This is a genomic window from Arthrobacter sp. 10L424 (assembly GCF_056395325.1).
Window position 1 is genome coordinate 419,897 of the sequence record NZ_JBFTJH010000002.1, and the last position, 21,543, is coordinate 441,439.

Annotated in this window: 21 protein-coding genes and 1 tRNA gene; 15 read left to right on the forward strand and 7 right to left on the reverse strand. The window is 66.1% G+C overall.

The window, feature by feature from the left end; genetic code table 11:
• Positions 1-116: 116 nt before the first annotated feature.
• From AC1DC5_RS05130 to AC1DC5_RS05150, 5 genes are all read left to right on the forward strand, one after another.
• Complete coding sequence (locus AC1DC5_RS05130) at positions 117-1,217, forward strand: LacI family DNA-binding transcriptional regulator (protein WP_441404782.1); 1,101 nt, start codon at positions 117-119, stop codon at positions 1,215-1,217.
• 261 nt (positions 1,218-1,478) lie between these two features.
• Positions 1,479-2,357 carry an ABC transporter permease gene (locus tag AC1DC5_RS05135; RefSeq protein WP_441404781.1) on the forward strand — a complete coding sequence of 293 codons (879 nt, stop codon included), beginning with the start codon at positions 1,479-1,481 and terminating at the stop codon, positions 2,355-2,357.
• Between the two features lie 41 nt (positions 2,358-2,398).
• Positions 2,399-3,439: an ABC transporter substrate-binding protein gene (locus AC1DC5_RS05140; protein WP_476864440.1), complete on the forward strand. Its 1,041-nt coding sequence runs from the start codon at positions 2,399-2,401 to the stop codon at positions 3,437-3,439.
• A gap of 9 nt (positions 3,440-3,448) precedes the next feature.
• Complete coding sequence (locus tag AC1DC5_RS05145; protein ID WP_441404779.1) at positions 3,449-4,258, forward strand: ABC transporter ATP-binding protein; 810 nt, start codon at positions 3,449-3,451, stop codon at positions 4,256-4,258.
• 109 nt (positions 4,259-4,367) lie between these two features.
• Entirely contained in the window at positions 4,368-4,703 is a 336-nt protein-coding gene (locus AC1DC5_RS05150) for a hypothetical protein (protein WP_441404778.1), read from the forward strand.
• Between the two features lie 21 nt (positions 4,704-4,724).
• Here the strand turns inward: AC1DC5_RS05150 and AC1DC5_RS05155 are convergent, their stop codons facing one another.
• The gene (locus AC1DC5_RS05155) at positions 4,725-5,477 is read right to left on the reverse strand and encodes a LysR substrate-binding domain-containing protein (RefSeq protein WP_476864441.1); all 753 of its coding nucleotides are present in this window, start codon (positions 5,475-5,477) and stop codon (positions 4,725-4,727) included.
• Positions 5,478-5,567: 90 nt separating this feature from the next.
• Here AC1DC5_RS05155 and AC1DC5_RS05160 point away from each other — a divergent pair, with 90 nt between their 5' ends.
• Complete coding sequence (locus AC1DC5_RS05160; protein WP_441404776.1) at positions 5,568-5,972, forward strand: DUF5997 family protein; 405 nt, start codon at positions 5,568-5,570, stop codon at positions 5,970-5,972.
• A 58-nt stretch (positions 5,973-6,030) separates the two neighbouring features.
• Here the strand turns inward: AC1DC5_RS05160 and AC1DC5_RS05165 are convergent, their stop codons facing one another.
• On the reverse strand, positions 6,031-6,414 hold the full coding sequence (locus tag AC1DC5_RS05165; RefSeq protein ID WP_441404775.1) for a VOC family protein: 384 nt from the start codon (positions 6,412-6,414) through the stop codon (positions 6,031-6,033).
• A gap of 156 nt (positions 6,415-6,570) precedes the next feature.
• On the opposite strand from AC1DC5_RS05165, the gene AC1DC5_RS05170 reads away from it, so the two are divergent.
• Both AC1DC5_RS05170 and AC1DC5_RS05175 read left to right on the forward strand, forming a co-directional pair.
• Complete coding sequence (locus tag AC1DC5_RS05170; protein WP_441404774.1) at positions 6,571-7,203, forward strand: hypothetical protein; 633 nt, start codon at positions 6,571-6,573, stop codon at positions 7,201-7,203.
• 67 nt (positions 7,204-7,270) lie between these two features.
• A complete protein-coding gene (locus AC1DC5_RS05175) occupies positions 7,271-7,909 on the forward strand; it encodes an NADPH-dependent F420 reductase (RefSeq protein ID WP_441404773.1) in 639 nt (212 codons plus the stop codon).
• 71 nt (positions 7,910-7,980) lie between these two features.
• Here the strand turns inward: AC1DC5_RS05175 and AC1DC5_RS05180 are convergent, their stop codons facing one another.
• The 4 genes from AC1DC5_RS05180 to AC1DC5_RS05195 all read right to left on the reverse strand — a co-directional run bounded on the left by AC1DC5_RS05180 (position 7,981) and on the right by AC1DC5_RS05195 (position 12,470).
• Entirely contained in the window at positions 7,981-8,463 is a 483-nt protein-coding gene (locus tag AC1DC5_RS05180) for a pyridoxamine 5'-phosphate oxidase family protein (protein ID WP_441404772.1), read from the reverse strand.
• Between the two features lie 123 nt (positions 8,464-8,586).
• Positions 8,587-10,107, reverse strand: coding sequence for an APC family permease (locus tag AC1DC5_RS05185; protein WP_441404771.1), 1,521 nt, complete (start codon positions 10,105-10,107; stop codon positions 8,587-8,589).
• On the reverse strand, positions 10,104-11,018 hold the full coding sequence (locus tag AC1DC5_RS05190) for a universal stress protein (RefSeq protein ID WP_476864442.1): 915 nt from the start codon (positions 11,016-11,018) through the stop codon (positions 10,104-10,106). Before AC1DC5_RS05190 ends, AC1DC5_RS05185 begins: the two co-directional genes overlap by 4 nt.
• A gap of 48 nt (positions 11,019-11,066) precedes the next feature.
• Positions 11,067-12,470, reverse strand: a complete 1,404-nt coding sequence (locus AC1DC5_RS05195; protein WP_441404769.1) for a flavin monoamine oxidase family protein — start codon at positions 12,468-12,470, stop codon at positions 11,067-11,069.
• A gap of 186 nt (positions 12,471-12,656) precedes the next feature.
• Between AC1DC5_RS05195 and AC1DC5_RS05200 the strand changes: the two genes are divergently transcribed.
• On the forward strand, positions 12,657-13,346 hold the full coding sequence (locus tag AC1DC5_RS05200) for a TetR/AcrR family transcriptional regulator (protein WP_441404768.1): 690 nt from the start codon (positions 12,657-12,659) through the stop codon (positions 13,344-13,346).
• Between the two features lie 80 nt (positions 13,347-13,426).
• Here AC1DC5_RS05200 and AC1DC5_RS05205 read toward each other — a convergent pair.
• A tRNA-Leu gene (locus AC1DC5_RS05205) sits at positions 13,427-13,509 on the reverse strand.
• A gap of 376 nt (positions 13,510-13,885) precedes the next feature.
• Here AC1DC5_RS05205 and AC1DC5_RS05210 point away from each other — a divergent pair.
• From AC1DC5_RS05210 to AC1DC5_RS05235, 6 genes are read left to right on the forward strand one after another with little or no spacing between them, the layout of a single operon-like run.
• Positions 13,886-14,632 carry an FhaA domain-containing protein gene (locus AC1DC5_RS05210; RefSeq protein WP_441404767.1) on the forward strand — a complete coding sequence of 249 codons (747 nt, stop codon included), beginning with the start codon at positions 13,886-13,888 and terminating at the stop codon, positions 14,630-14,632.
• The gene (locus AC1DC5_RS05215) at positions 14,629-15,108 is read left to right on the forward strand and encodes an FHA domain-containing protein FhaB/FipA (protein WP_441404766.1); all 480 of its coding nucleotides are present in this window, start codon (positions 14,629-14,631) and stop codon (positions 15,106-15,108) included. The genes AC1DC5_RS05210 and AC1DC5_RS05215 overlap by 4 nt, the downstream gene beginning before the upstream one ends.
• A gap of 2 nt (positions 15,109-15,110) precedes the next feature.
• The gene (locus AC1DC5_RS05220; RefSeq protein WP_476864443.1) at positions 15,111-16,829 is read left to right on the forward strand and encodes a PP2C family protein-serine/threonine phosphatase; all 1,719 of its coding nucleotides are present in this window, start codon (positions 15,111-15,113) and stop codon (positions 16,827-16,829) included.
• Complete coding sequence (locus tag AC1DC5_RS05225) at positions 16,826-18,277, forward strand: FtsW/RodA/SpoVE family cell cycle protein (RefSeq protein WP_476864444.1); 1,452 nt, start codon at positions 16,826-16,828, stop codon at positions 18,275-18,277. The genes AC1DC5_RS05220 and AC1DC5_RS05225 overlap by 4 nt, the downstream gene beginning before the upstream one ends.
• Positions 18,274-19,731 carry a peptidoglycan D,D-transpeptidase FtsI family protein gene (locus tag AC1DC5_RS05230; protein ID WP_476864445.1) on the forward strand — a complete coding sequence of 486 codons (1,458 nt, stop codon included), beginning with the start codon at positions 18,274-18,276 and terminating at the stop codon, positions 19,729-19,731. The genes AC1DC5_RS05225 and AC1DC5_RS05230 overlap by 4 nt, the downstream gene beginning before the upstream one ends.
• Positions 19,728-21,539, forward strand: a complete 1,812-nt coding sequence (locus tag AC1DC5_RS05235) for a protein kinase domain-containing protein (RefSeq protein ID WP_476864446.1) — start codon at positions 19,728-19,730, stop codon at positions 21,537-21,539. Before AC1DC5_RS05230 ends, AC1DC5_RS05235 begins: the two co-directional genes overlap by 4 nt.
• The last annotated feature ends 4 nt before the right edge of the window (positions 21,540-21,543 follow it).

Below are 21,543 nucleotides of genomic sequence, written 5' to 3' on the forward strand. Positions count from 1 at the left end.
GTTTATGATGCATTGTCGGGCCCGGCATGGCAAGCGCATTCCAGCACTTGCGTAAGCTGGGGAGACCGGGCGGCCTTCAATCCGCCCGAAACAGAGCCGTTAGAACAGGAGTTTCCGTGGCCGCAAGCACGCTCGCCCAAGTAGCCCGGCTGGCCGGGGTTTCGCCGGCCACCGCATCCCGCGTTCTCAATGGTTCCGCCAGGAAGCCCGGCCCAGACGTAGCGGACCGCGTCAGGCAGGCCGCGGCCTCCCTCGGCTACGTTGCGAACGCTCAGGCGCAGGGATTGGCGAGGTCCACGTCCGGGCTCATCGGGCTGATTGTGCACGACATCGCCGACCCCTACTTCGCCGCCATTGCCCGCGGCGTTCAGGCGGCCGCCCAGGAGCAAGGAAAGATGCTTCTGCTGGCGACAACCGGGGGAACACCGGCCGACGAGCATGCCGCTGTAACAGCCTTCGCGGCCCGCCGGGCGGATTCGATCGTGATTGCCGGCTCCCGCTCCAGCCGGCCCGGCGACCAGAACAGCAATGCCGAACTCGCGGCCGAACTCGACCGATACTGCCGAAACGGCGGGAGGGTGGGCGTGCTGGGGCACGGCATCGTTGGAGCGTCGGCCCACGAGGGGTATCACGTTGTGGCGGTCCCCAACGAGGAGCTGGCGGCCGAGCTTGCCGGGGCACTGGCCCAGGTCCACAGCGGGGAATTCGTCATCCTGGGCGGCCCTGAGGGTCTGCTCACCTCCGACGACCGCATCCGCGGGTACCAGACCGGCCTGGAAGCAGCCGGCCTGCCGCCCGCCGAGATCCTCCGCGCCGGCTTTGACCGCACCGGCGGCTACGAGGCCGGCACCACGCTCGCCAAGCGAATCATCGATGCGCGAAAGGGCGGTGGAACGCCAGCCGGCGAAGAATCGCGGCCGTGCATCTTTGCCGCGAACGACGTCATGGCCATAGGCGCCGTGGCGGCCCTCCGCGCCCAGGGATTACGGATTCCCCGCGATGCCCTGATCGCAGGATTCGACGACATCGAAACATTGCGGGACTTCCGCCCTCCCCTATCGACGGTCCGCCTGCCCCTCGAGGAGATCGGCAGGCTCGCTGCCCTGGGCGGCACCACCGGGTGGACCGGAGCCGACGACATGAACGGCAGCGCCGCCATCGCCGGCCAGGTGACCCTGCGCCGCAGCACCCAAGCGTCGCCCTCAGCCCAAAGCTAGAGCGCAGGGCGGCCCGTCGCGGGATCCGGGAGCAATGCTGCCAGCCGGGGTCCCGAAGCGCCCCTCGCCACTCGGCCCTGGCCCCTACCCCCGGCGTCCCCCCGGCCGTGAGATGCCATCCAGTGAGTGTCACGACTTTGCGACGGCGCCGGGTTGACATGTGATGAAGGACACCTTAGCTTGGACCGAGGCGGAAAGCGCATTCCCAGATGGGTCCACGCTTCCCAACCAACAGCCATCCAGCAATGATGCGGAGCCAGCATGACAGTTGTTGTAAACGAGATTCAGCCCAGCACTGGATCGTCCGGGCCGCCGACCCGGCAGGCCCGTCCCCGCCGCAGCACCTCAGCCACCACGGCCAAGTTGCTGTCCGAATTTTGGCGGCCCGCGGTGTTCGTGCTCGCACTGTTGTCTGCCTGGTGGTGGGTGACCGCGCAGGAACTGGTCCCGCCCTTCATCCTTCCGAGTCCGCAGGCGACCGTGGACACGGCGGTTGAGCACTCGGCATACCTCCTCCAGCACACCGGGGTGACAACACTGGAGACAGTCCTCGGGTTCGTCATCGCATTCATCGTCGGCGAATTGGTGGCGGTACTGATGATCTACTCCAAGTCTTTGGAAAAGACCATGTACCCGCTGATCCTCTTCGCCCAGGTCGTCCCCAAGATCGCCATTGCTCCGCTCTTCGTCGTCTGGCTCGGATTCGGGCTCGAACCGAAAGTGTTTGTCGCCGTGCTGATGGCCTTCTTCCCCATCGTGATTTCCGGCATGGCAGGGCTCAAGTCCGTGGACCCGGAGATCCTCGAGCTGGCTTCAACGATGGGCGCGAACCCGCTGAAGACCTTCTGGAAGATCCGGCTCCCCGCGTCCCTGCCCCAGCTGCTCTCCGGGCTGAAGGTGGCCGCCACCTTGGCAGTAACCGGCGCCGTCGTCGGTGAGTTTGTCGGTGCCAACGAGGGACTGGGCTACGTGATCCTGCAGGCCAACGGGAACATCGACACGGCCATGCTTTTTGCCGCATTGATCATCATGTCGCTGCTCGGAGTACTCCTGTTCGCAGTAATTCAAATCGCCGAATGGTTCCTCATCCCGTGGCACGCTTCGCGGCGGTCCCTCGGGTCCTCCACCGTTACTTCCTAGTCTTCCCAGCCCTTGCTTGCTCCTAGTATTAAGGAACCAACATGAACGTCGTTCGCAGATCAATTCTGACTGCCGGCATCGCAGCCGCAGCCGTAGCGCTCTCAGCCTGTGGGGGCGGAGCGGGCGCCTCCCCCGGTGCGGCAGGAGCAGGATCCGTTGCCGCCGGAGAGAGCAAGCCGGTGACGCTGATGCTCAACTGGTACCCGTACGGCGAACATGCCGCCTTCTACTACGGCGTGGAACAAGGCATCTTCAAGAAGCACGGCATCGACCTGACCATCAAGGCCGGACAGGGTTCCACCAAAACAGTTCAGGCGACCGGGCAGGGTCAGGTGGACTTCGGGTGGGCCGATACACCCGCCGTGCTGGCGAACGTGGATAAGGGCGTCAAGGTCAAGAGTCTGGGCGTCTACCTGCAGACCACCCCTTCGGCCGTTCAGGTCTTTAGCGACTCAGGAATCAAGACGCCTGCGGACCTCAAAGGCAAGACAATCGCCGTCTCAGCCGGTGACGCTCCGACGGTCACCTTTCCAATCTTCCTCAAGGCGGCAGGCCTGGCCCCGGACGACGTGAAACAGCAGAACCTGGATGCTGCCGGCAAGGTTGCCTCCGTGCTTTCGGGCAAAGTGGACGGACTGATCGGCTTCGCCCACGATCAGGGCCCCACAATCGCAAACAAGAGCGGCAAAGAGATGACGTACCTCAAGTACGCCGACGCAGGCGTGAACTTCTACTCAAACGGACTGATCTCGTCCGACTCCTACCTGTCGAAGAACAAGGACCTGGCCACCGAAATGATGGCGGCCGTCTCGGAATCCTTTGAAGCTGCAGTGAAGAACCCTGAGGCAGCCGCGAAATCGATGGAAGGCAAGGATCCTCAGATTCCGCCGGCCTCCGTCGTCCTGGCGCAGTGGACGGAAACCATCAAGCTGCTCCACACACCGGCGACCTCAGGCAAGAAGCCGGGGGTGAATGATCCGGCCGACTGGGCCGCGACCATCAGCACGCTCAATGGCGCGGGACTGCTCGGTAGCGCCGGCGACGCCGCCAAGTATTACGACGCGCAGTACCAGCCGAAGTAGGGGGACGATATGACCGCGACCGTTCCGGACATCCTCGCCACGGGCACATCGCCCGTAGTCGGGATCGAGAACATGAATGTCACCTTTTCCTCAAAGCGCGGAACAGTGACTGCCCTTGAAGGAATCAACCTGTCAGTCGCGCCCGGCGAATTCCTGTCGATCGCAGGGCCTTCCGGCTGCGGCAAATCAACACTGCTGAAAGTCGTCGCAGGCCTGACCCGGGCCAGCGGCGGCACGGTGGAACTCCGCGGCCAGCAAGTGAAGGGGCCGCGGCGGGATATCGGCTACGTGTTCCAGCGTGCCGCACTCCTGGAATGGCGCAATGTGCGCGGAAACATTCTGCTCCAGGCAGAGATGCGGGGAATGGACCGGGCGAAGGCGGCCCGGCGGGCGGATGAACTCATCGAGATGACCGGCCTGGCCGGATTCGAAAATTCGATGCCACATGAATTGTCCGGCGGCATGCAACAACGCGTCTCACTGTGCCGGGCCCTGCTCCACGAGCCCGACGTGCTGCTCATGGATGAACCGTTCGGTGCCCTTGATGCGCTGACGCGGGAACGGATGAACATCGAACTTCACCGGATCTGGCGCGAAACCGGGACCACCGTGATCTTGGTGACCCACTCCGTGGCGGAAGCCGTGTTCCTTGCCAACCGGGTGGTCGTCATGAGCCCCCGCCCGGGCCGCATCCTCGAGACGATCGACGTCCCGTTCGGCAACGACCGCGACTACGGAGAAACCATGGAGAACCCGGACTTCGTCCGTATCGCAGCGCGGGTCCGTGACCTGTTGGGCGCAACCCACGCCGCTGACTGATCAGCCAGGGAGCTGTCAGCAGAGGAACCGCCGGCACCAGCCGGCGGTTCCTCTGCCCACGGGCATCCCTTGAACCCGGCACGAGTTGCGCGCTTGTTACGCTGGTCGAATGAAACTTCGCCTCGCCGCCCTTGCCGCTGCCACCCTTCTGATTGCCCTGACGGGCTGCGGCCAGGTGCAGGATGCCGCGAACAAGGCAGTCAGCGACGGCGCATCCCAGGTTGCCACGGCGGCCGGCAGTGAAGTGAAGAAGCAGGCCTGCACGCTCGTCGAGGACGGGCTGGTCAGCGTCAAGGACAAGGAACTGCTGGGCGGCCTCGTCGCCGGTGCGGAGACCGCAGGTGTTCCCGCCGAGATCACCACGCCGCTGCGCCAGATCGCCGACTCCGGCGACCAGGTTCCGGGCGACTCCGTCAAGGCCCTCCAGGACGCCTGCGCCAAGTAGCGCCAGCGATCCGGGGGTCGCTTAACGCTTGCCCTTCTTCCGGGAGCCCTTGCCGCGGCCCTTGTCCGGGTTCGGCGCGTAGCGCTGCGCCACCTTGGGTTTCTTGACGGCGGGACCGCGACGGTCCGGCTTCGGTTCCTTCTTGGGCTTTTCCTGCTGGGAGGAGGGCTGCCGGGAGCTCGCGGCGGTGCGCCCGCGGACGATCCCGATGAACTCCTCGATCACCTCATCCGTGCTGTCACTGGGCCACGCCAGGGCGATCTGGGTCGTGGGTGCGCCGGTGAGCTTCCGCGCCACGGTGTCCTTGACGTTGAAGTGCCTTGCGACGGACATCGGCAGGATCACCAGACCGGCGCCCGTGGCCACCACCTGCAGGGCCATCTCCGGTCCGCCGAGTTCAGCCACGTCCAGGAACGTCTCCTTGGACAGGTCTGCCAGGGCTACCTCTTCGAACACGGAGATCTCGTGTCCCTTGGGCGCCACCACCACGGGCTGTTCTTCGTACAGCGGGATGACGCTCAGGCCCTCGCGCTCCACCGGGAGCCGGACGAAGCTCAGGTCCGCGGACCCGTCGCGCAGGACCGTGAGCTGCGCGCCGTCGTCGGACATAAAGGAGCGCAGCGGAACATCCAGCATCCGCTCTTCCCAGCGCCGGACCCATTTGCCCGGGGTGACGCCGGCGACGTAAGCAAAACGCAGCTCCCGCACGGCTGCTTCGGCCGGTTCTGCGGCGGTTTCGTCGGGGGTCTGGGGTGCTTCTTCTGCTGCGGACACATGTTCACAGTACCGCCCGGCCCGGTGCACGGCGGGTGTCAGGGCTCAGTGCCGGTGCCCAGCCAGCCTCTGGCCGGATACCCTTGAAGCATGACCTCTGCAAACTCCCAGTCCATGAAGCCGGCCACCGTTGCCAAGAAGCTTGGCATCTACCTGCCCGCAACACCCCAGGAGTTCCAGGATTCGGTCATCACGCGCGCCGATTTCGCCGAGCTCCAGGCCAACCCGCCGGAGTGGCTGGCGGAACTGCGGCGCAACGGCCCGCACCCCCGCCCGGTAGTCGCCCAGAAGCTCAACGTCTCCATCAGCGGCCTGGCCCGCGGCGGCGTTGAGGAAGCGCTCACGACGGCGGAAATCACCGCGCTGCTGCAGGCTCCCCCGGCCTGGCTGGTCGCCGAGCGTTCCACCCACGCCGCCGTCCGCGCCGAGGCCCAGCGGGTCAAGGACGAGGCTGCGAAGAAGGACGCCAAGAAGGCACGCGCCGCGGCCGAGTAGCCGCTGCCGCCCTGCCCGGGGCACGGCCCGGCTCCCGGCCGGCGCGATCCTTGGCCGGCTAGTCCTGGTGGAGTTGGACGAAGTTCCCGCACCCGTCGTCGAACACCGCAGTGGTGCCGCCGGGACCGTCGGAGGGCTCGCCCTGGAAAATCACGCCCTTAGCCGTAAGCCGCTTGAACTCGGCCCGGACGTCGGGTACGCCCAGGACAATCGCGGGCATCCCGGCGTCGTGGCAGCCGTTCATATAGGCGGCCCCGATCGGGTTGTCGCTGGGTTCCAGCAGGAGCCCGGCTGATCCGCTGCCGGACCCGGCCGGGTCTTTCACGATGAACAGGTTGTGCTCCGGCATAGCCAGAAGGCTCTCGAAGCCCAGGATTCCGGTGTAGAACTCGAAGGCGGCGGCGGGGTCCTTGACGTGGATACTGCACATTTTCAGTCGCATGGGCCCTAGGCTACGCCGCGACGGACCCGGCTGTGAACCGAACCCACCGCACGGGGCTTCGCACAGTTCCGGGGCCATTGACGGCCCGCCTCCAATGGATTCCAATGGAATCAGCGGAACCGCGCCCGCCCGGGGCGGATCCCTGGAGGTGTTGGAATGCCGTTCTTGTTCGAGCCCGCCCCATTCCCGCTGTGGCAATTGTTTGCCCTGGCTGTCATCGTTGTGTGCGCTTCCGGAGCTTCGGTGTATCTCATCCGGAAGCATTCGGCCGATGGTAACGACGGCCTGCCGGACTCGGTGTTCTGGGATGGTTTTGCCGGACTCGCCATCGTGGCGCCGGCCGTGGTCCTTCCCGCCCTGGCAGCACCGTGGGCCGGCCTGCTGCTGGGGGTTCTTGCCGCCGCTGCCGCTGCCGCTTCCTACTTCTGGTCGCCACGGGTCTTCAGCCGGCAGGAGGCCCGGCGCGCTTCTCGGGACATCGCCGCCAGCAACGAGGCTGCCGCGGCCCGGCACCGCAGCGTCCTGGCCCGATGGCAGCGCTACGAACTGGACCCCGCGCACAGCATCGACTACCCGGCCATGAGTGACGCGCGCCAGCCGGAGACCGCCGCCTTGATCCGGGCAATGAAGGCCGCGGAGCAGCTCCGCGGCGGCTCGGACGCCGCCTATGCCCCGGCCGTCGACCGGCTGGAACAGGCCCTCGCCGACGCCGAACGGGCTGCGGGCGTCCGGCACGACACCCCGACCCGGCCCGCCGGACTTCCCACTGCGGGTCCGGCACTCGGCTGACACCGCGCACCCCAAGCGCTGAGCTCCACGCCCCTGTATTTCACAGTCAGCCCCGGAAGGAAGCCCCATGACAGACATCACCATCATCGGCAGCGGCAACATGGCCCGGGCGATCGGAACCCGGGCCGTGGCAGCCGGACGCTCGCTCCAGATCCTCAGCCGGTCCCCGGAACACGCTGCCGAACTCGCGGCCGGGCTGGGCGCTGACACCGCCTCCGGAGGACTCGGCGATATCCCGGAAGGGGACATCGTGGTGCTGGCCCTGTACTTCGGACCGGCCAAGGAAGTCGCGACGCACTACGGCGACACCCTCAGCGGCAAGACCGTCGTGGAGATCAGCAACCCGACTGACCCGGAGACCTTCGATTCCCTCATCGTCGAACCGGGTTCCTCGGCCGCCGAGGAAATCGCCGCGCTGCTTCCGGGCGCAGCAGTGGTCAAGGCCTTCAACACCACATTCGCCGCCCCGCTGACAGCCGGCGTCACGGGCGGGATGCCATTGGATGTCTTCATCGCCTCGGACTCCGAGGACGCAGCCAACACGGTCGCGTCGTTCGCTGCAGCCGCCGGTCTCCGGCCGCTGCGGGTGGGCGGGTTGAGGCATGCGCGGGAGCTGGAGGGATTCCAGCTCCTTGTGATGGCCCTGCAGGCCAACCCCGCGTACGCGGATTTCAACTGGACGACCGGGCTGAAGATCATCGACTAGGCCGACGCAGGGATGCCCCCGGGTCGGGCGGATAAGTGCCCGGCGGATAGGGACCCGCCGGGGTGCGGCACTTAGAGCTCGACCGTGCCACTTTCGCCGACGCTCATCCGGCTGTTCGTGACCTTGGACTTGACCCACTGCAGCACGGTCGCGGCGGTTCCTCCCGGGCTGGTCCAGTATTCGGCGGAATCCGAATCGACGTGCAGCAGCACCACCTCGGGGGTGTCGGGGCCGTCCGGGAACCAGGCCTCCACCGTCTGGTTCCACAGCTCATGGATCTTCTGGCGGTCGGCGACGACCTGAGCCGTCCCAGCCACCGACACCCACTCCGTCCGCTTCCCGAAGGACACGTTGACGCGCGGGTTTGCTTGGACATGGGCCACCTGCGAGGTGGTGGCGGAGGTGAAGAACCACATATCGCCGTCGTCCAGCACCTTTTGGACGGCCAGCGGCCGGCTGACCAGCGCGCCTTCTTCGTTGACGGTGGTGAACATCCCGATCCTTGAATCGTTGATGATGTCCGTGACTTTGCTGATGTTCTCTGCGTTCGACATGCTGCCACCTCGTTCTGGTTCCGAACGGGGGAAGGTCCCCCTCCCGTCAGCCTATTGGTAAGTTTGCTTACTTTCCAATGGCGGCGGTAGGAGGACCTTCCGGTGCAGGGCGGCGGGAGCCGACTAACCCCTTGCCAGAACCTTGCCCTTGAAGAACTCCGGGCGGATCTTGTACATGACCAGCATGAGCACCACGCCGAGCAAGATCACTCCCATGCCCAGGACGAACACGAGGCCAATCCCGCCGACGGAGGATCCGGACCCGTAGGCCGGGTCCATGGAGTCATAGGCGGTCTTGAAGAACATCACCAGCAGGATGACGCCGCCCAGGAGCGGGGAGAGGAACTTGAAGAAGAACGCCCGCGCCCCGCTGAAGGCCTCGGCCCGGAAGAACCAGACGCAGGCCAGGGCGGTGACGCCGTAGTAGAAGCAGATCATCATGCCGAGAGCGGTGATGGTGTCCCACAAAGCGTTCTCGGAGGTGGTCCGGGTGATGACGTAGAACGCGGCGGCGGCGATGGCAGCGGCGATGGTGGCGTAGCTCGGGGACTTGAACGTAGGGCTGATCTTGCCGAACTGGGCCGGCAGCGCCTTGTAGTGCCCCATCGACAGCAGCGTCCGGGCCGGTGAGACGAAGGTCGACTGCAGGGACGCGGCCGAGCTGCTCAGGATGGACAAGGACATCAGGATGGCGAAGGGGCCCATGACCGGCCCGGCGAGGACGGCAAAGATGCTGCCCTGGTTTTCCGGGTTTCCGGCCCCCAGGCCTTCCTGGCCGATGCCGGCGTACGCCAGCGTGGCCAGTGCGACGGTCATGTAGATGACCACGATGACCAGCACGGTGACGGTAGCCGCACGGCCCGGGGTCTTCTCCGGGTTGCGGGTTTCCTCGTTCATGGTCAGGGTGACGTCCCAGCCCCAGTAGATGAAGATCGAGAGGGAGACGCCCGCGGCAAAGGCCGAGAAGGACTGGACGGCGAACGGGTTGAACCACTCGGGCGTGATCGCCGTGGCATCGAAGGCCGTGCCGTTGGCGACGTGGCTGAATGCGGCGACAGCGAACCAGCCGAGCACCAGAAGCTGGAACGCGACCAGCACATACTGCACACCCTTCGTGGTTTCCATGCCGCGGTAGGAGATCCAGCAGGCCAACGCGATGAACACCAGCGTGGTGGCGATGTTCAGCGGCAGGTTCAGCGTCAGGTCCGCCAGTTCGGGGTTGCCGAACAGCTGGGCCAGCATGAGGTAGAAGAAGTCCACGGCCACTGCCGCCAGGTTGGAGAGCACAATGATCGTCGCTGCGATCAGTCCCCAGCCGCCCATCCAGCCGATCCAGGGGCCGAAGGCGCGTGATGCCCAGGTGAAGGAGGTTCCGGCGTCGGGCATGGCGTTGTTCAGTTCCCGGTAGCCGAAGGCAACCAGCAGCATCGGAATGAAGCCCACCAGGAAGATGGCCGGCAGCTGGACGCCGACTTCGGCGACGGTGGGGCCCAGGGCCGCGGTCAGCGTATAGGCGGGAGCAATACAGGACACACCGATGACGACGGCGCCGATCAGGCCTACCGATCCGGCTTTGAGGCCCTTGGCGCTCAGTCCTGCGTGGGTGTCGTGCGAGGCTTTGGCCGTCACGTGTTCAGTGCTCATTGGTGTGCCTCTCCGGACGTGTCATTCGACGTTGGGTGGTTCTGGTGCTTGAGTTCGTAGCCGCTGGGAACCACGAGCATCGGCACCGGGAGGGCGCGCAGGATCCGGTTCGCGGTGCTGCCCAGGAAGATGGAGCGGGCCTGGGCGAGGCGGCTGGAGCCGATCACCAGGACTTCGCCGTCTTCCCAGTCGAGGTCGTCCACGGACTCTTCGATGCTCCGGCCATGTGCGACGGCGACGTCCGTCTTTGCCGCCAACTGGACGCCGGACGGGTCGACCGGCGCGGCTGCGGCGAGGGCCTTCTCCGCATACTCGCGGGCGGCCTCGGCCGCATCGGTTACGTTGCCGCCGTCGAGCGCGAGCAGGGACACCACCCGCAACGGGACCTTCCGGTTCGCCGCCATGCCGATCGCGAAATCGAGCAGCTTCTCGGCCCCTGCCCTGGTTCCCAAGCCGCAGCTGATCCGGGTCAGGGCCTCCGTGCGGTGGTAGCCGTGGGGAGCCAGTGCCACAGGCACGGTGGACGCGTGGAGCAGCGCGCTGGCCACCGAACCGATGGTGAACCGCTTGAACAGCCCGTTGCTGGTTGCCCCGATGACCAGGACGTCCGCCCCTAGTTCCTCGGCCGCCTCGATCAGCGCGTGCGAGTCGGAGTCGCCGCTGCGGATATGCGCCTTCGCGGGGACGTCGGCCGGAACGAGTTTGAGGGCCTCGTCGAGCCATTCACGTGCCTGCTCGTTCAGGACGGTCTCGAAACCGGCTTTGGGTGCGTGCGCCGCGCCGAACTGCTGCACTTCAGGGACCACCAATACGAGGTCCAGGCTGGCACCGCGGCCGCGCGCCAGGGCCACGGCCAGATTGACGGCATCATGGCCTCTGGCATTGGCTGAATACCCCACTACGTAACGCATCTGGCCGGTCCTTTCTGAACTTTAGGTGGATTGTCTGGAAGCGCCGGGCTAGTTGGACGCCACGGAAGTACGGTCGGCCGCTGCGACGATCCGGGCCGCTGTGTGGCGACCCATCCGGACCGCGCCGTCAACGTGCTGGTAGCCCTCGGCAGCGAGGTCGGAGCAGGACCAGTAGATGGGGCCGACCGGCGCGTGCTGGTCCTTGCCGTAGCGGTGCAGGCCGCCGAGATCGTAGCTGGCGGCATAGGCGCCACGGGTCCATTCCTCCGACCCCCAGTCGGATTCGTAGTAGACCTCCGGTTCGAGGGCCTTGTCCCCCAGGAACCCGGCAATCGATTCGAGGATGGCCCGGCGGCGGTCCTCGGCGCTGAGTTCGAACATGGCATCGGCCTTTTCATCCGACACGAAGCCGACCAGCGTCCCGCGCTCGTCCTCGTGGTTGGTGTTGTCGTAAACCTCCTGGACGAGGGCGCCGGCACCGAAGCAGGTTCCGGAGAGGCCGTCCTCGCGCCAGAACGGGCTGCTGTAGACGGCGTGGACCTTGATGACCAGGCCGAGTGACTGGTGCTGGTGCATCTGGTGCTGGCGGCGCGGCAGCGGCGGGTTGAAGGAGACCCGGGAGTAGAGGTTCGGCGGCACGGCCATGATCACGAAGCGTGCGTTCACCGTGGCGCGTTCCGACACGGCGGTCACGGTGTGGCCCCCCGCGTTGTCCCCTGGCGCGGCCGCGCGCCAGTTGATGGTGCGCACCGGGCTGTCCAGCACGACGTCGTCTCCCAGTTCTTCGGCGATCAGCAGGGAGACCTGCTGCATGCCGCCGATGACCCGCTTGTCGAGGATGAAGTCCTCGTCGGTGAGGTGTGAGAACGATCCGGCGGAGGCTGCCATCAGCACTGCCTGCAGGGCGGAAAAGGCGTGGGCGGGCTTGGTCAGCATCCCGCCGGCGATGAAGAGGCCGATGTTGTTGCAGGCCTCCTCGTCCGGGGAGTTCTCGCGCAGCCAGTGGTGGAAGGAAATGGTGTCCAGTTCGCGGGCCTTGGGGTGCGCCCACGGCTCCGCGGGGCCGATCTCGGCGGCGAGGGAATCCAGCAGGGCGGTGAGCTTGTCCATTTCCGCTGCGGTGGTTTCGCCGACCGGGAAGGAGTCGCCCGTGTACAGGGTGCGCTTGCCGTCGGCGCCGACATAGACGGATTCGCCGTCGCGGTAGCGGGAGTAGGTCTTCAGGCCGAGTTCGTCGAGGAGCGCCAGCAGCTCGGTCTGGTCCGGGGAGACCCACTGGCCGCCGATTTCCAGCATGGCGCCGTCGATCGTGTCGGTCCAGGTGCGGCCGCCGACGCGGTCGCGGGCCTCCAGGACGGCGACGCTCAGGCCGGCCTTCTTCAGTTCGCGGGCAGCGGTCAGCCCGGAGGGGCCTGCTCCGACGATGACGACGTCGCGGTCAAGTTCCAGCATGATGTCCTCTCTGCGTCCGCGAAAGTGATGCGGACCACTAAATGAATGCCGTTCATTTAGAATTGACTATACAACTCTTCGGATGCATCAGGGAAGACCCCCTGCGCAAGAAAATTTCGCCGTAAAAGTGCCCGTAAAGTAGGGGCAGAATGGGACCACCCCAGCGACGCCAGAAAGGGCAGAGCAATGCCGGCATCAACCAGCGCCCCTGCAGATCCGCACCGGCACGACGCGAAGCCGCGCCGCAGGGTGGGCCGGCCGCCCGCCGCCGTTCTCGACCAGGACGGCATTACTTCGGCGACGCTGCAGCTCATCGGAAAGAGCGGTTATGACGGGTTCACCATGGCGGCCCTGGCGCGGACGCTGAACGTGGCGCCGTCGGCCCTGTACAACCATGTCTCGTCCAAGCGGGACGTCCTGGTCCTGGTCCAGGACCACCTGACGTCCTTCGTGGATGTGTCCGCGTTCGACGCCGAACCGTGGGACCAGGCGGTGCGCAGCTGGGCCTGGAGCTACCGCGACGTTTTTTCCAAGCACACGCCGCTGATCCCGGTCATCGCCGTGCTGCCGGTGACCGATGCGCCGAAGACGCTGGCCATGTACGAGGCTGTCAGCGCCGGATTCAGCCGGGCCGGCTTCCCCCAGGAGCGCATCATTTCGGCGATCGTGGCCCTGGAGTCCTTCATCTTCGGCTCGGCCTACGACGTCACCGCTCCGGCGGACATCTTCGACTCCGGAAGCATGGCGGAATCGACGCCGAACTTCACGGCCGCCGTGGCGCGCCTGGGCGACCAGGGGTACGAAAACCAGGCCGACGTTGCCTTTGAACTCGGTCTGGAGGCGCTCATTACCGGATTCGGGGCCCTGCGCGGGTAAGCCGGCGGCCATGCCCGGCCAGCTCGGCGGCCCGGTGTTAAATGAAAGAACCCCGGTCCGAAGACCGGGGTTCTAATGCGTGCGCGAGGGGGGATTTGAACCCCCACGCCCTTTCGGACACTGGCACCTGAAGCCAGCGCGTCTGCCGTTCCGCCACTCGCGCGCAACTTCTTCCACTCAATTATTGGCCCGGAATCCGGACCGTCAACCTCGTAAAAGCAGCGAGATCAAGCATAACGGACAACCGCGGGAAAACACCAATCGGCCCCCGGAGGGGCAGTAAAGGGTGGGCGGGCGGACCCCGCCCAGACCGGATGAAGGCCTGCCCGGACCGGCGGAGCGCAGCGCCGTCAGCGCATGTCAGGGCCGGTCCGACGTAATTTTCCGGCACGGAGTGGCGACGCTCATTAAGGCCATTCCCAGACTCGCCCAGTAGTATCTGATGTAGGAGTGCCCGTTACCAGCGGGCTCCCGCAGATGTGGGAAACCGAGTTCCGGAACGAATGCTGCCCTGCAGCCGTCACGAAAGGAGAAGGACCATGGGATTGCTGGACAAAGTCGAGCGCGGCATCGAAAAGGCCGTCCGCGGAGTCTTCTCCACCGGTTCTCGTGCCCAGGTTGAGCCTGTCGAGATCGCGAGCCACCTCCGCCGCGAGGTGGACAACAAGGCCATCACTATCGCCGCGGGACGCACCTTGGCACCCAACGTCTTCGACGTCCTCCTCAGCGAGGACGATTTCCAGCGGGCCCAGGAATGGGGCACCCCGCTGGCCGAGGAACTGTGCGACGTCGTCATCAACCACGTGCGCAGCCAGGGCTACACTCTCCAGGGTCCCGTCCGGATCAGCTTCCGCCGCGATGAGGAACGCCGCGCCGGAGATTTCGAGATCAAGTCGCGAACCGAAAAGTCCTCCTCCCCGTCCGCACCGGCCCAGCCGGCACACGGCGGGATGCCTGCCGCGCCGACGCGCCAGCCCTCACGGATGCAGCCGGTGTTGGACATCGACGGCCAGCGCTATTCGCTGAACGCGCCCTCGATCGTCCTCGGCCGCTCCTCCGACGCAGACATCCTCATTGACGACACCGGCGTTTCCCGCCGCCATCTGGAAATCCGGACGGGGCCGGGCACTGCGCAGGCCGTCGACCTGGGTTCCACGAACGGCAGCTACGTCAACGGCCACAAGATCGTGGGGTCCTCGGAACTCACCGACGGCTCCACGATCACAATGGGACGGACCAAGATTATCTACCGCCTTTTGCCCGCCAGCCCAGGCGGCCGCCAGTGAGCGAACTGACAATCACCGCCCTGCGCTTCGGTTTCCTCCTGCTCCTGTGGGTCCTGATCTTCAGCATTGTTGCCGCTATGCGACGCGACCTCATGGTCGGCCGCAAGGCAGCAGCGGGCGCCCCCACGGCGCGGCAGGTCCGCAAGAACCCCGCGCTGGCCGAACCGGCCGCCCCCGTTAGGCAGCAGCCGCGCCAGCTGGTGGTGACCGAAGGTCCCCTCAAGGGCACCACGATCCCGCTGGCAGCCAGCCCCATCCTGCTCGGCCGCGCCCAGGAAGCCACCCTCGTGTTGGAGGATGACTACGCCTCGGGACGCCACGCCCGCCTGTTCCCGCAGGGCAGCCGCTGGTTCATCGAGGATCTTGGCTCCACCAACGGCACCTACCTGGCCGATCAGCAGCTCACCAGGGCACTGCCCGTTGAGCTCGGTGTCCCCGTGAGAATCGGCAAGACGGTCATCGAATTGAGGCCGTAGCCATGGCTGCCCCGGATCTTCCCGCGGACAGGGCCGAAGGCAAACCAACTGCCCCGTCGCGGCCGCTCATCATGCGTTACGCCGCGCGTTCCGACGTCGGCCGTGTGCGTGCGAAAAACGACGACTCCGCGTATGTCGGCCGCCACCTCGCCGTCGTTGCCGACGGCATGGGCGGACACGCCGGCGGCGATGTCGCCTCGGCCGCCACGGTGCTCGACATGATCCATCTCGACAACGACGACTACGACGGCGACGCCGGCACCGTCCTGGCCGACGAGATCCAGACCGCCAATTCGCTGCTCTCCGAGCTCGTGCACATCAATCCCAAGCTGGCGGGCATGGGCACCACCGTCACGGCCCTCCTCCTGGCCGAAGGCAAGCTGCACTTCGCCCACATTGGCGACTCCCGCGCGTACCGCCTGCGGAACGGCGAATTCGAACAGGTAAGCGTGGACCACACGTTCGTCCAGCGCCTCATCGACGAAGGCCGGCTCCGGCCCGAAGAGGCGGAAACACATCCGCACAAGAACGTCCTGATGCGCGTCCTCGGCGACGTCGACGCAAGCCCGGAACTGGACCTGGATACCCTCGACGTCGAAGCGGGTGAGCGCTGGCTGCTCTGTTCCGACGGCCTGAACTACGTGGCCGGCCACGTCGTGGAGCGCACCGTCCGGGAGACCAGGAACCTGCGCGAATGCGTCGAACTGCTGGTTGATCTCACCCTCGAGGCCGGCGCCCCGGACAACGTCACCGTTGTGATGCTGGAAATCGCCGAACAGACGATCGACGACGTCCGCACCGCCGCCGTCGAAATTGTCCCCGCCACGCCGGCCTCCACCGTGACCGCGACGGTGTCCGGGGACGCCCCGCGGCGGACCGGAAGCACCTTTGGGGCAGCGAAGACTGTTGAAGCACCGCTCAAGACCTCCGAAGGCGGCGAAGCAACAGCCACTGTCCCGCGCACAGCACCGGACGCTCCAACCGAGGCCGGCCCGGCGGGAGAAAATCCGAATGGCGGTGCCGCCGGCAAGGGCGAACCGGCGACTTCCACTGATCCGCACCTGGGTGAGCACCTGTCCGCCGAAGTGCTCCGCGAGGAACTGTCCGGCCGCCCCCACGAACTCGTGGGCGCCGCTGCGTCTGCCGCGGAGTCCGGTTCCATCCCCACCATCGCGGGACGGACCATGGCGCGCCGGGCAGCCACCGTCCTGACCCACAAGTCGGAGCAGGCGAAGGAAGAGGCTGAGGAGTACAGCCCGGCCGGCCGGCCCCGCCGCTGGGTGACGGTCTCCATTGCCGCCGCCATCGTGGCACTACTGACGGTGGGTCTGTGGCTCGGCTATGCGTGGACCCAGACGCGGTACTACATCGGGGAGCACAACCAGCACGTGGCCATCTTCAACGGGGTCTCCCAGCGCCTGGGACCCATCCAGCTTTCAACCCTCGAAGCGGAGACCGAAATCCGGATGTCAGATCTCCCCGAATTCTCCCAGCAGCGGGTGCGCCAGACCGTCCCGGCCCGCGACCTCTATGACGCCCAGCGGATCGTCAAGAACCTCGAGCGCACCGGCACCACCGCCCCGGCGGACGAGTGCATCACTCCCTCCCCGACCCCCGCCACGCCCGCCGCGACAGCGAGCCCGGGTGCCACGGCGAGCCCCGGGGCAGCCGGCACTTCCACACCTTCAGCCTCTGCTCCGTTCTGCGGGGTGGGCCAGTGACCCCCATCGACCCCACTCCCAAGCCGCGGCGCAATATCGAGCTGCTCCTGCTGGTGCTGGCCCTCGCCGTCGGCATCGGCGCCAACGCCCTGGTGGGCGTCGACAAGCAGAAGGCCTTCGATACCGATTTCTGGTTCCAGTCGAGCCTGCTGGCCGCGGCCGCCCTGGCGTTCCACATGGTGCTGCGCCTGCGCGCAAAATATGCCGACCCGGTAATACTTCCACTGGTGGTGGCCCTCAACGGCCTCGGGCTGGCGATGATCCACCGGTTGGACCGGGTCGGGGAAGACACGGGCAACAACCAGCTGCGTTGGACCCTGGTGGCGATGGCTGTCTCGATCGCCGTCATATGGTTCCTCAAGGACCACCGCGTTCTCCGTCGTTTCACCTATATTTCCCTTGCCGTCAGTGCGGTCCTGCTGATCCTGCCGCTGGTACCCGGAATTTCGGCCGGTGAAATCCTGGGGGCGCGGGTCTGGATCAAGTTCGGATCCATGACCTTCCAGCCCGGTGAAATAGCCAAGATCACGCTCGCTATATTCTTTGCCGGGTATCTTTCCTCCAACCGGGATCTCATCCTGCTGGCCGGCCGGAAAGTCGGACCCATCCAATTCCCGCGGTTCAAGGACATGGGCCCGATGCTCGCCGCCTGGCTGGTGAGCATCGGCGTCCTGATCTTCCAGCGCGACCTGGGTTCCTCGATCCTGTTCTTCGGCCTTTTCCTGGTGATGATCTACGTCGCCACGAGCCGCATCAGCTGGGTGATCATCGGCGTCGGCCTCATCGCTGTCGGCGGATTCGTCGCCTCCCGCGTCTTCTCCCACGTGGCGCTCCGGATTGACGGCTGGATCAACGCATTCACCGACGAGGTCTACGGACGGGAGTTCGGCGGCAGCCTGCAGATCGTCGAAGGACTGTTCGGCATGGCAAACGGCGGACTGGTGGGCACCGGCCTCGGCCAGGGACGCCCCAATCTGGTGCCCTTCGCCAACAGCGACATGATCATTGCCTCCTTTGGTGAGGAACTGGGCCTGATTGGTCTGTTCGCGATCGTCCTGATGTACCTGTTGCTCTTCACCCGGGGCTTCCGCGCGGCACTCGGCACCCGGGACGCGTTCGGGAAGCTCCTGGCCACCGGGCTCTCCTTCGCCATAGCCCTGCAGTGCTTCGTCGTGATCGGCGGCGTCACCCGGCTTATTCCACTCACCGGCCTCACCACCCCGTTCCTGGCCGCGGGCGGTTCATCGCTGCTGGCCAACTGGATCATCGTCGGTCTGCTGCTGATGATCTCGCACTCGGCGCGCGGCCCGGTGGATACCACCCCGCTGGCCCCCGGCGAAGAACCCGACGCACAGAAAGCCACTCCTGCCATGCCTTCGAAGCCGGCCGCCCTTCCCGGCGGCGGACGGAACAGTCCGGACGCTCCCACCGAGGCGGTGAAGCTGTGAACCAAGCCATCCGCAATGCCTGGATAGCCTCAATCGCCATGTTTGTGCTGATCTTCGGCGCCCTCAGCTACGTCCAAGTGATCGGCGCCGACGCCCTCGAGGCCAACGCCTGGAACAAGCGCACGCTCCTGCAGAACTACTGCAACGACCGCGGCGCTATCATCGTTGGCGGCACCCCCGTGGCCGAGTCCGTGCCAGCCTCGGAGAGCTGCAAATTCCAGCGCACCTACACGCAGCCCGAGCCTTACGCCGGGATCACCGGCTACTTCTCCAGGAGCTTCGGCGTGACCGGGCTGGAGAGCACAATGAACAAGGAGCTTGCGGGCAGCTCGGACCAGCAGTTCCTGGACCGTGTGGGCCAGCTCTTCCTGGGCAACCAGCCCAAGGGCGCCTCGGTGGAACTCACCCTCGACCCCAAAATCCAGCAGCTCGCCTTCGACCTCATCCCGGACGGCCAGCGCGGATCAATCGTGGTGACTAACCCGAAGACCGGCGCGATCATCGCCATGGTGTCCAAGCCTTCCTACGATCCCAACCTGATCGCCACCCAGGACCCGGTGGCTGAGGCCGCCAACTTCGCGGAGCTGAACAAGATTCCCGGGATCAACCTGAACCAGAACGTCAGCGGACCCACCGGGGAACTGCTGGCCCCGGGGTCAGTCTTCAAGCTCATCGACACATCCGCGGCGCTGAAATCCGGAAAGTACAACAAGGACAGCATCCTGCCCAACCCGGCGGAGATGACCTTCCCGGGAATCCAGTACACGCTGCCCAACTACGCCGGCGGCAACTGCTACACCCGCGACACCGCGACTTTTGCCTTCGCCCTGCAGCAATCCTGCAATACCCCGTTTGCCAGCATCGCCCTGGACCTGGGACAGCAGGCAATAGCGGACGAGGCCGAGAAGTTCGGCTTCGGGGAGGACTGGGGTAAGGACCTGAAGCTGGACTCCGCGGCGAGTTTCTTCCCGACCGAAAAACTGGATGACGCCAGCCTCGCCCAGTCGTCGATTGGCCAGCGGGACGTCCGGGCCACCCCGCTGCAGATCAACCAGATGACCGCTGCGATCGCCAACAACGGTGTGCAGATGCAGCCGAACCTGATCAAGGCTGTGCGTTCCCCGGACCTGCGGCCGATCAGCGAGCCCAAACCCCGGGCCCTGCGGACCTCCACCACGCCTGACATTGCCCGGCAGATCAACGAGTGGATGGTCAGCGTTGTCGACGACGGCATCGCCAGCAAGGCGGCGGTGCCCGGCGTCAAGGTGGCCGGCAAGACCGGTACCGCGGAACTCGGCAACGGCCTGAACAACTCATGGTTTACCGGGTTTGCCCCGGCGAATGACCCGCAAGTGGCTGTCACCATCGTCATTGAAGGCGTAGACATCACCACCGGCGCAAAGCTAACCAGTCCGAATGCGAAGAAGATTTTTGAGGCGGTGTTGAATAAGTGAGGCCTTCATCAGGAATCACCCTCGGCGGCAGGTTTCAGCTGACCACCCGTATTGCAATCGGCGGCATGGGAGAAGTCTGGAAAGCCAAAGACCTGATCCTTGGCCGCATCGTCGCCATCAAGGTGCTCAAAGAGGAGTACACGGGCGACCCCGGTTTCCTCCAGCGGTTCCGGGCAGAGGCACGCCACACTGCGCTCCTGAACCACGTGGGCATCGCCAACGTCTTTGACTACGGCGAGGAAGAGGGCTCCGCCTACCTCGTCATGGAGTTGGTTCCGGGCCAGCCGCTGAGCAGCATCATCGAGCACGAACAGGTGCTCTCCCCGGACCGGACGCTGTCCATGATCGCCCAGACGGCGCGCGCTCTGTCGGTGGCCCACGCCCAGGGCCTGGTCCACCGCGACATCAAGCCGGGCAACCTGCTGATCACGCCGGACGGCCGCGTCAAGGTCACGGACTTCGGCATCGCCCGCCTCGCGGACCAGGTCCCGCTCACCCAGACCGGGCAGGTGATGGGCACTGCCCAGTACCTCGCTCCGGAACAGGCCACCGGCCAGCTGGCCACCGGCGCCTCGGACATCTACGCCCTCGGCGTGATCGGCTATGAGTGCCTCACCGGGCACCGCCCGTTCTCCGGCGAGTCCCAGATCGCCATCGCGCTGGCCCAGGTCAACGACGCGCCGCCGCCTCTGCCGGAGACTCTGCCCAAGCCGGTTCGGGCCCTGCTGATGTCCATGCTGGCCAAGGATCCCAAGAACCGCCCGGCCGACGCCCTCAAACTCTCCGAGGCCGCCGAAGCCATCCGCAACGGCGACATCGCCGCAGCGCACGCCGCCGTTCCGGGCATGCTGCTCTTCGAGCAGACAACCGGTCCCATCACCGCGCCAGTGGACCTGCCCACGGCCGCGACTGGTGTCATCGGCGCGGCAGACCGTACGACGTCGGCCACGTCGGCTTTGCCTGTTGTGGGGGCCGCCGGCGCGGGCGCCGCGGCAGGGCTGGCTGCCGGAGCGGCCGCGGCCAGTGCTTATGGCGCCCGCAACACGCTCTCGCGCGCCGATGCCCTCGCCGCGGAACGCACGTGGGTCCAGGAGGAGGACGACGACTACGACGAGCCCGTCGATGAGCCGGAACGCCGCGGCCGCAGCCCCTGGACCTGGCCCCTGATCGCCCTGATTCTGCTGGTGCTGTTCTCACTGGTGGGCGTCGTGCTCACCCAGGCCGGAATCCTGTTCCCGGAGACACCGGCGAGCAGTGCCGCCACCACCAGCGCGCCGACCACCACCAAGGCCTCGCCGACGTCCACAAGCGCCAGCCCCACCAGCAGCTCCGCGACCCCGACCCAGTCCACCCCGGCGGCCATCAACCTGGTCCCGGAAAGCTACTTGGGCCGGCCTTACAACGATGTCCGCAGCGAACTGATCGGCCTTGGCCTGGGCGTCACCGGAGCAGAAGTCTTCGACGCTTCCGCGCCCGGAACGGTTACCAACATCGACCCGGCCGGCCGGGTCCAGCCCGGCACGACTATTACCGTGTCGTACTCCAAGGGCCCGGAATCAGTGACGGTCCCGTCAATACAGTCCGGCGCAAGCGAAGCCGCCGTCCAGCAGGCCATCGAGGGTGCCGGTCTCCGCTGGGCCAAGGGCGATCCTGTCGACCCCACCAATAAGAAAGAAAAGGCCGGCACCTTCGTCAGCTCCGAGCCCGCGTCCGGCAGCAAGGTGCCTGCCGGTTCCCTCGTGACCTACCACCTGGCCAAAGCCGCCGCAGCTGCTTCAACCTCCACCCCGAGCCCCACGGGAACGTAGGCCA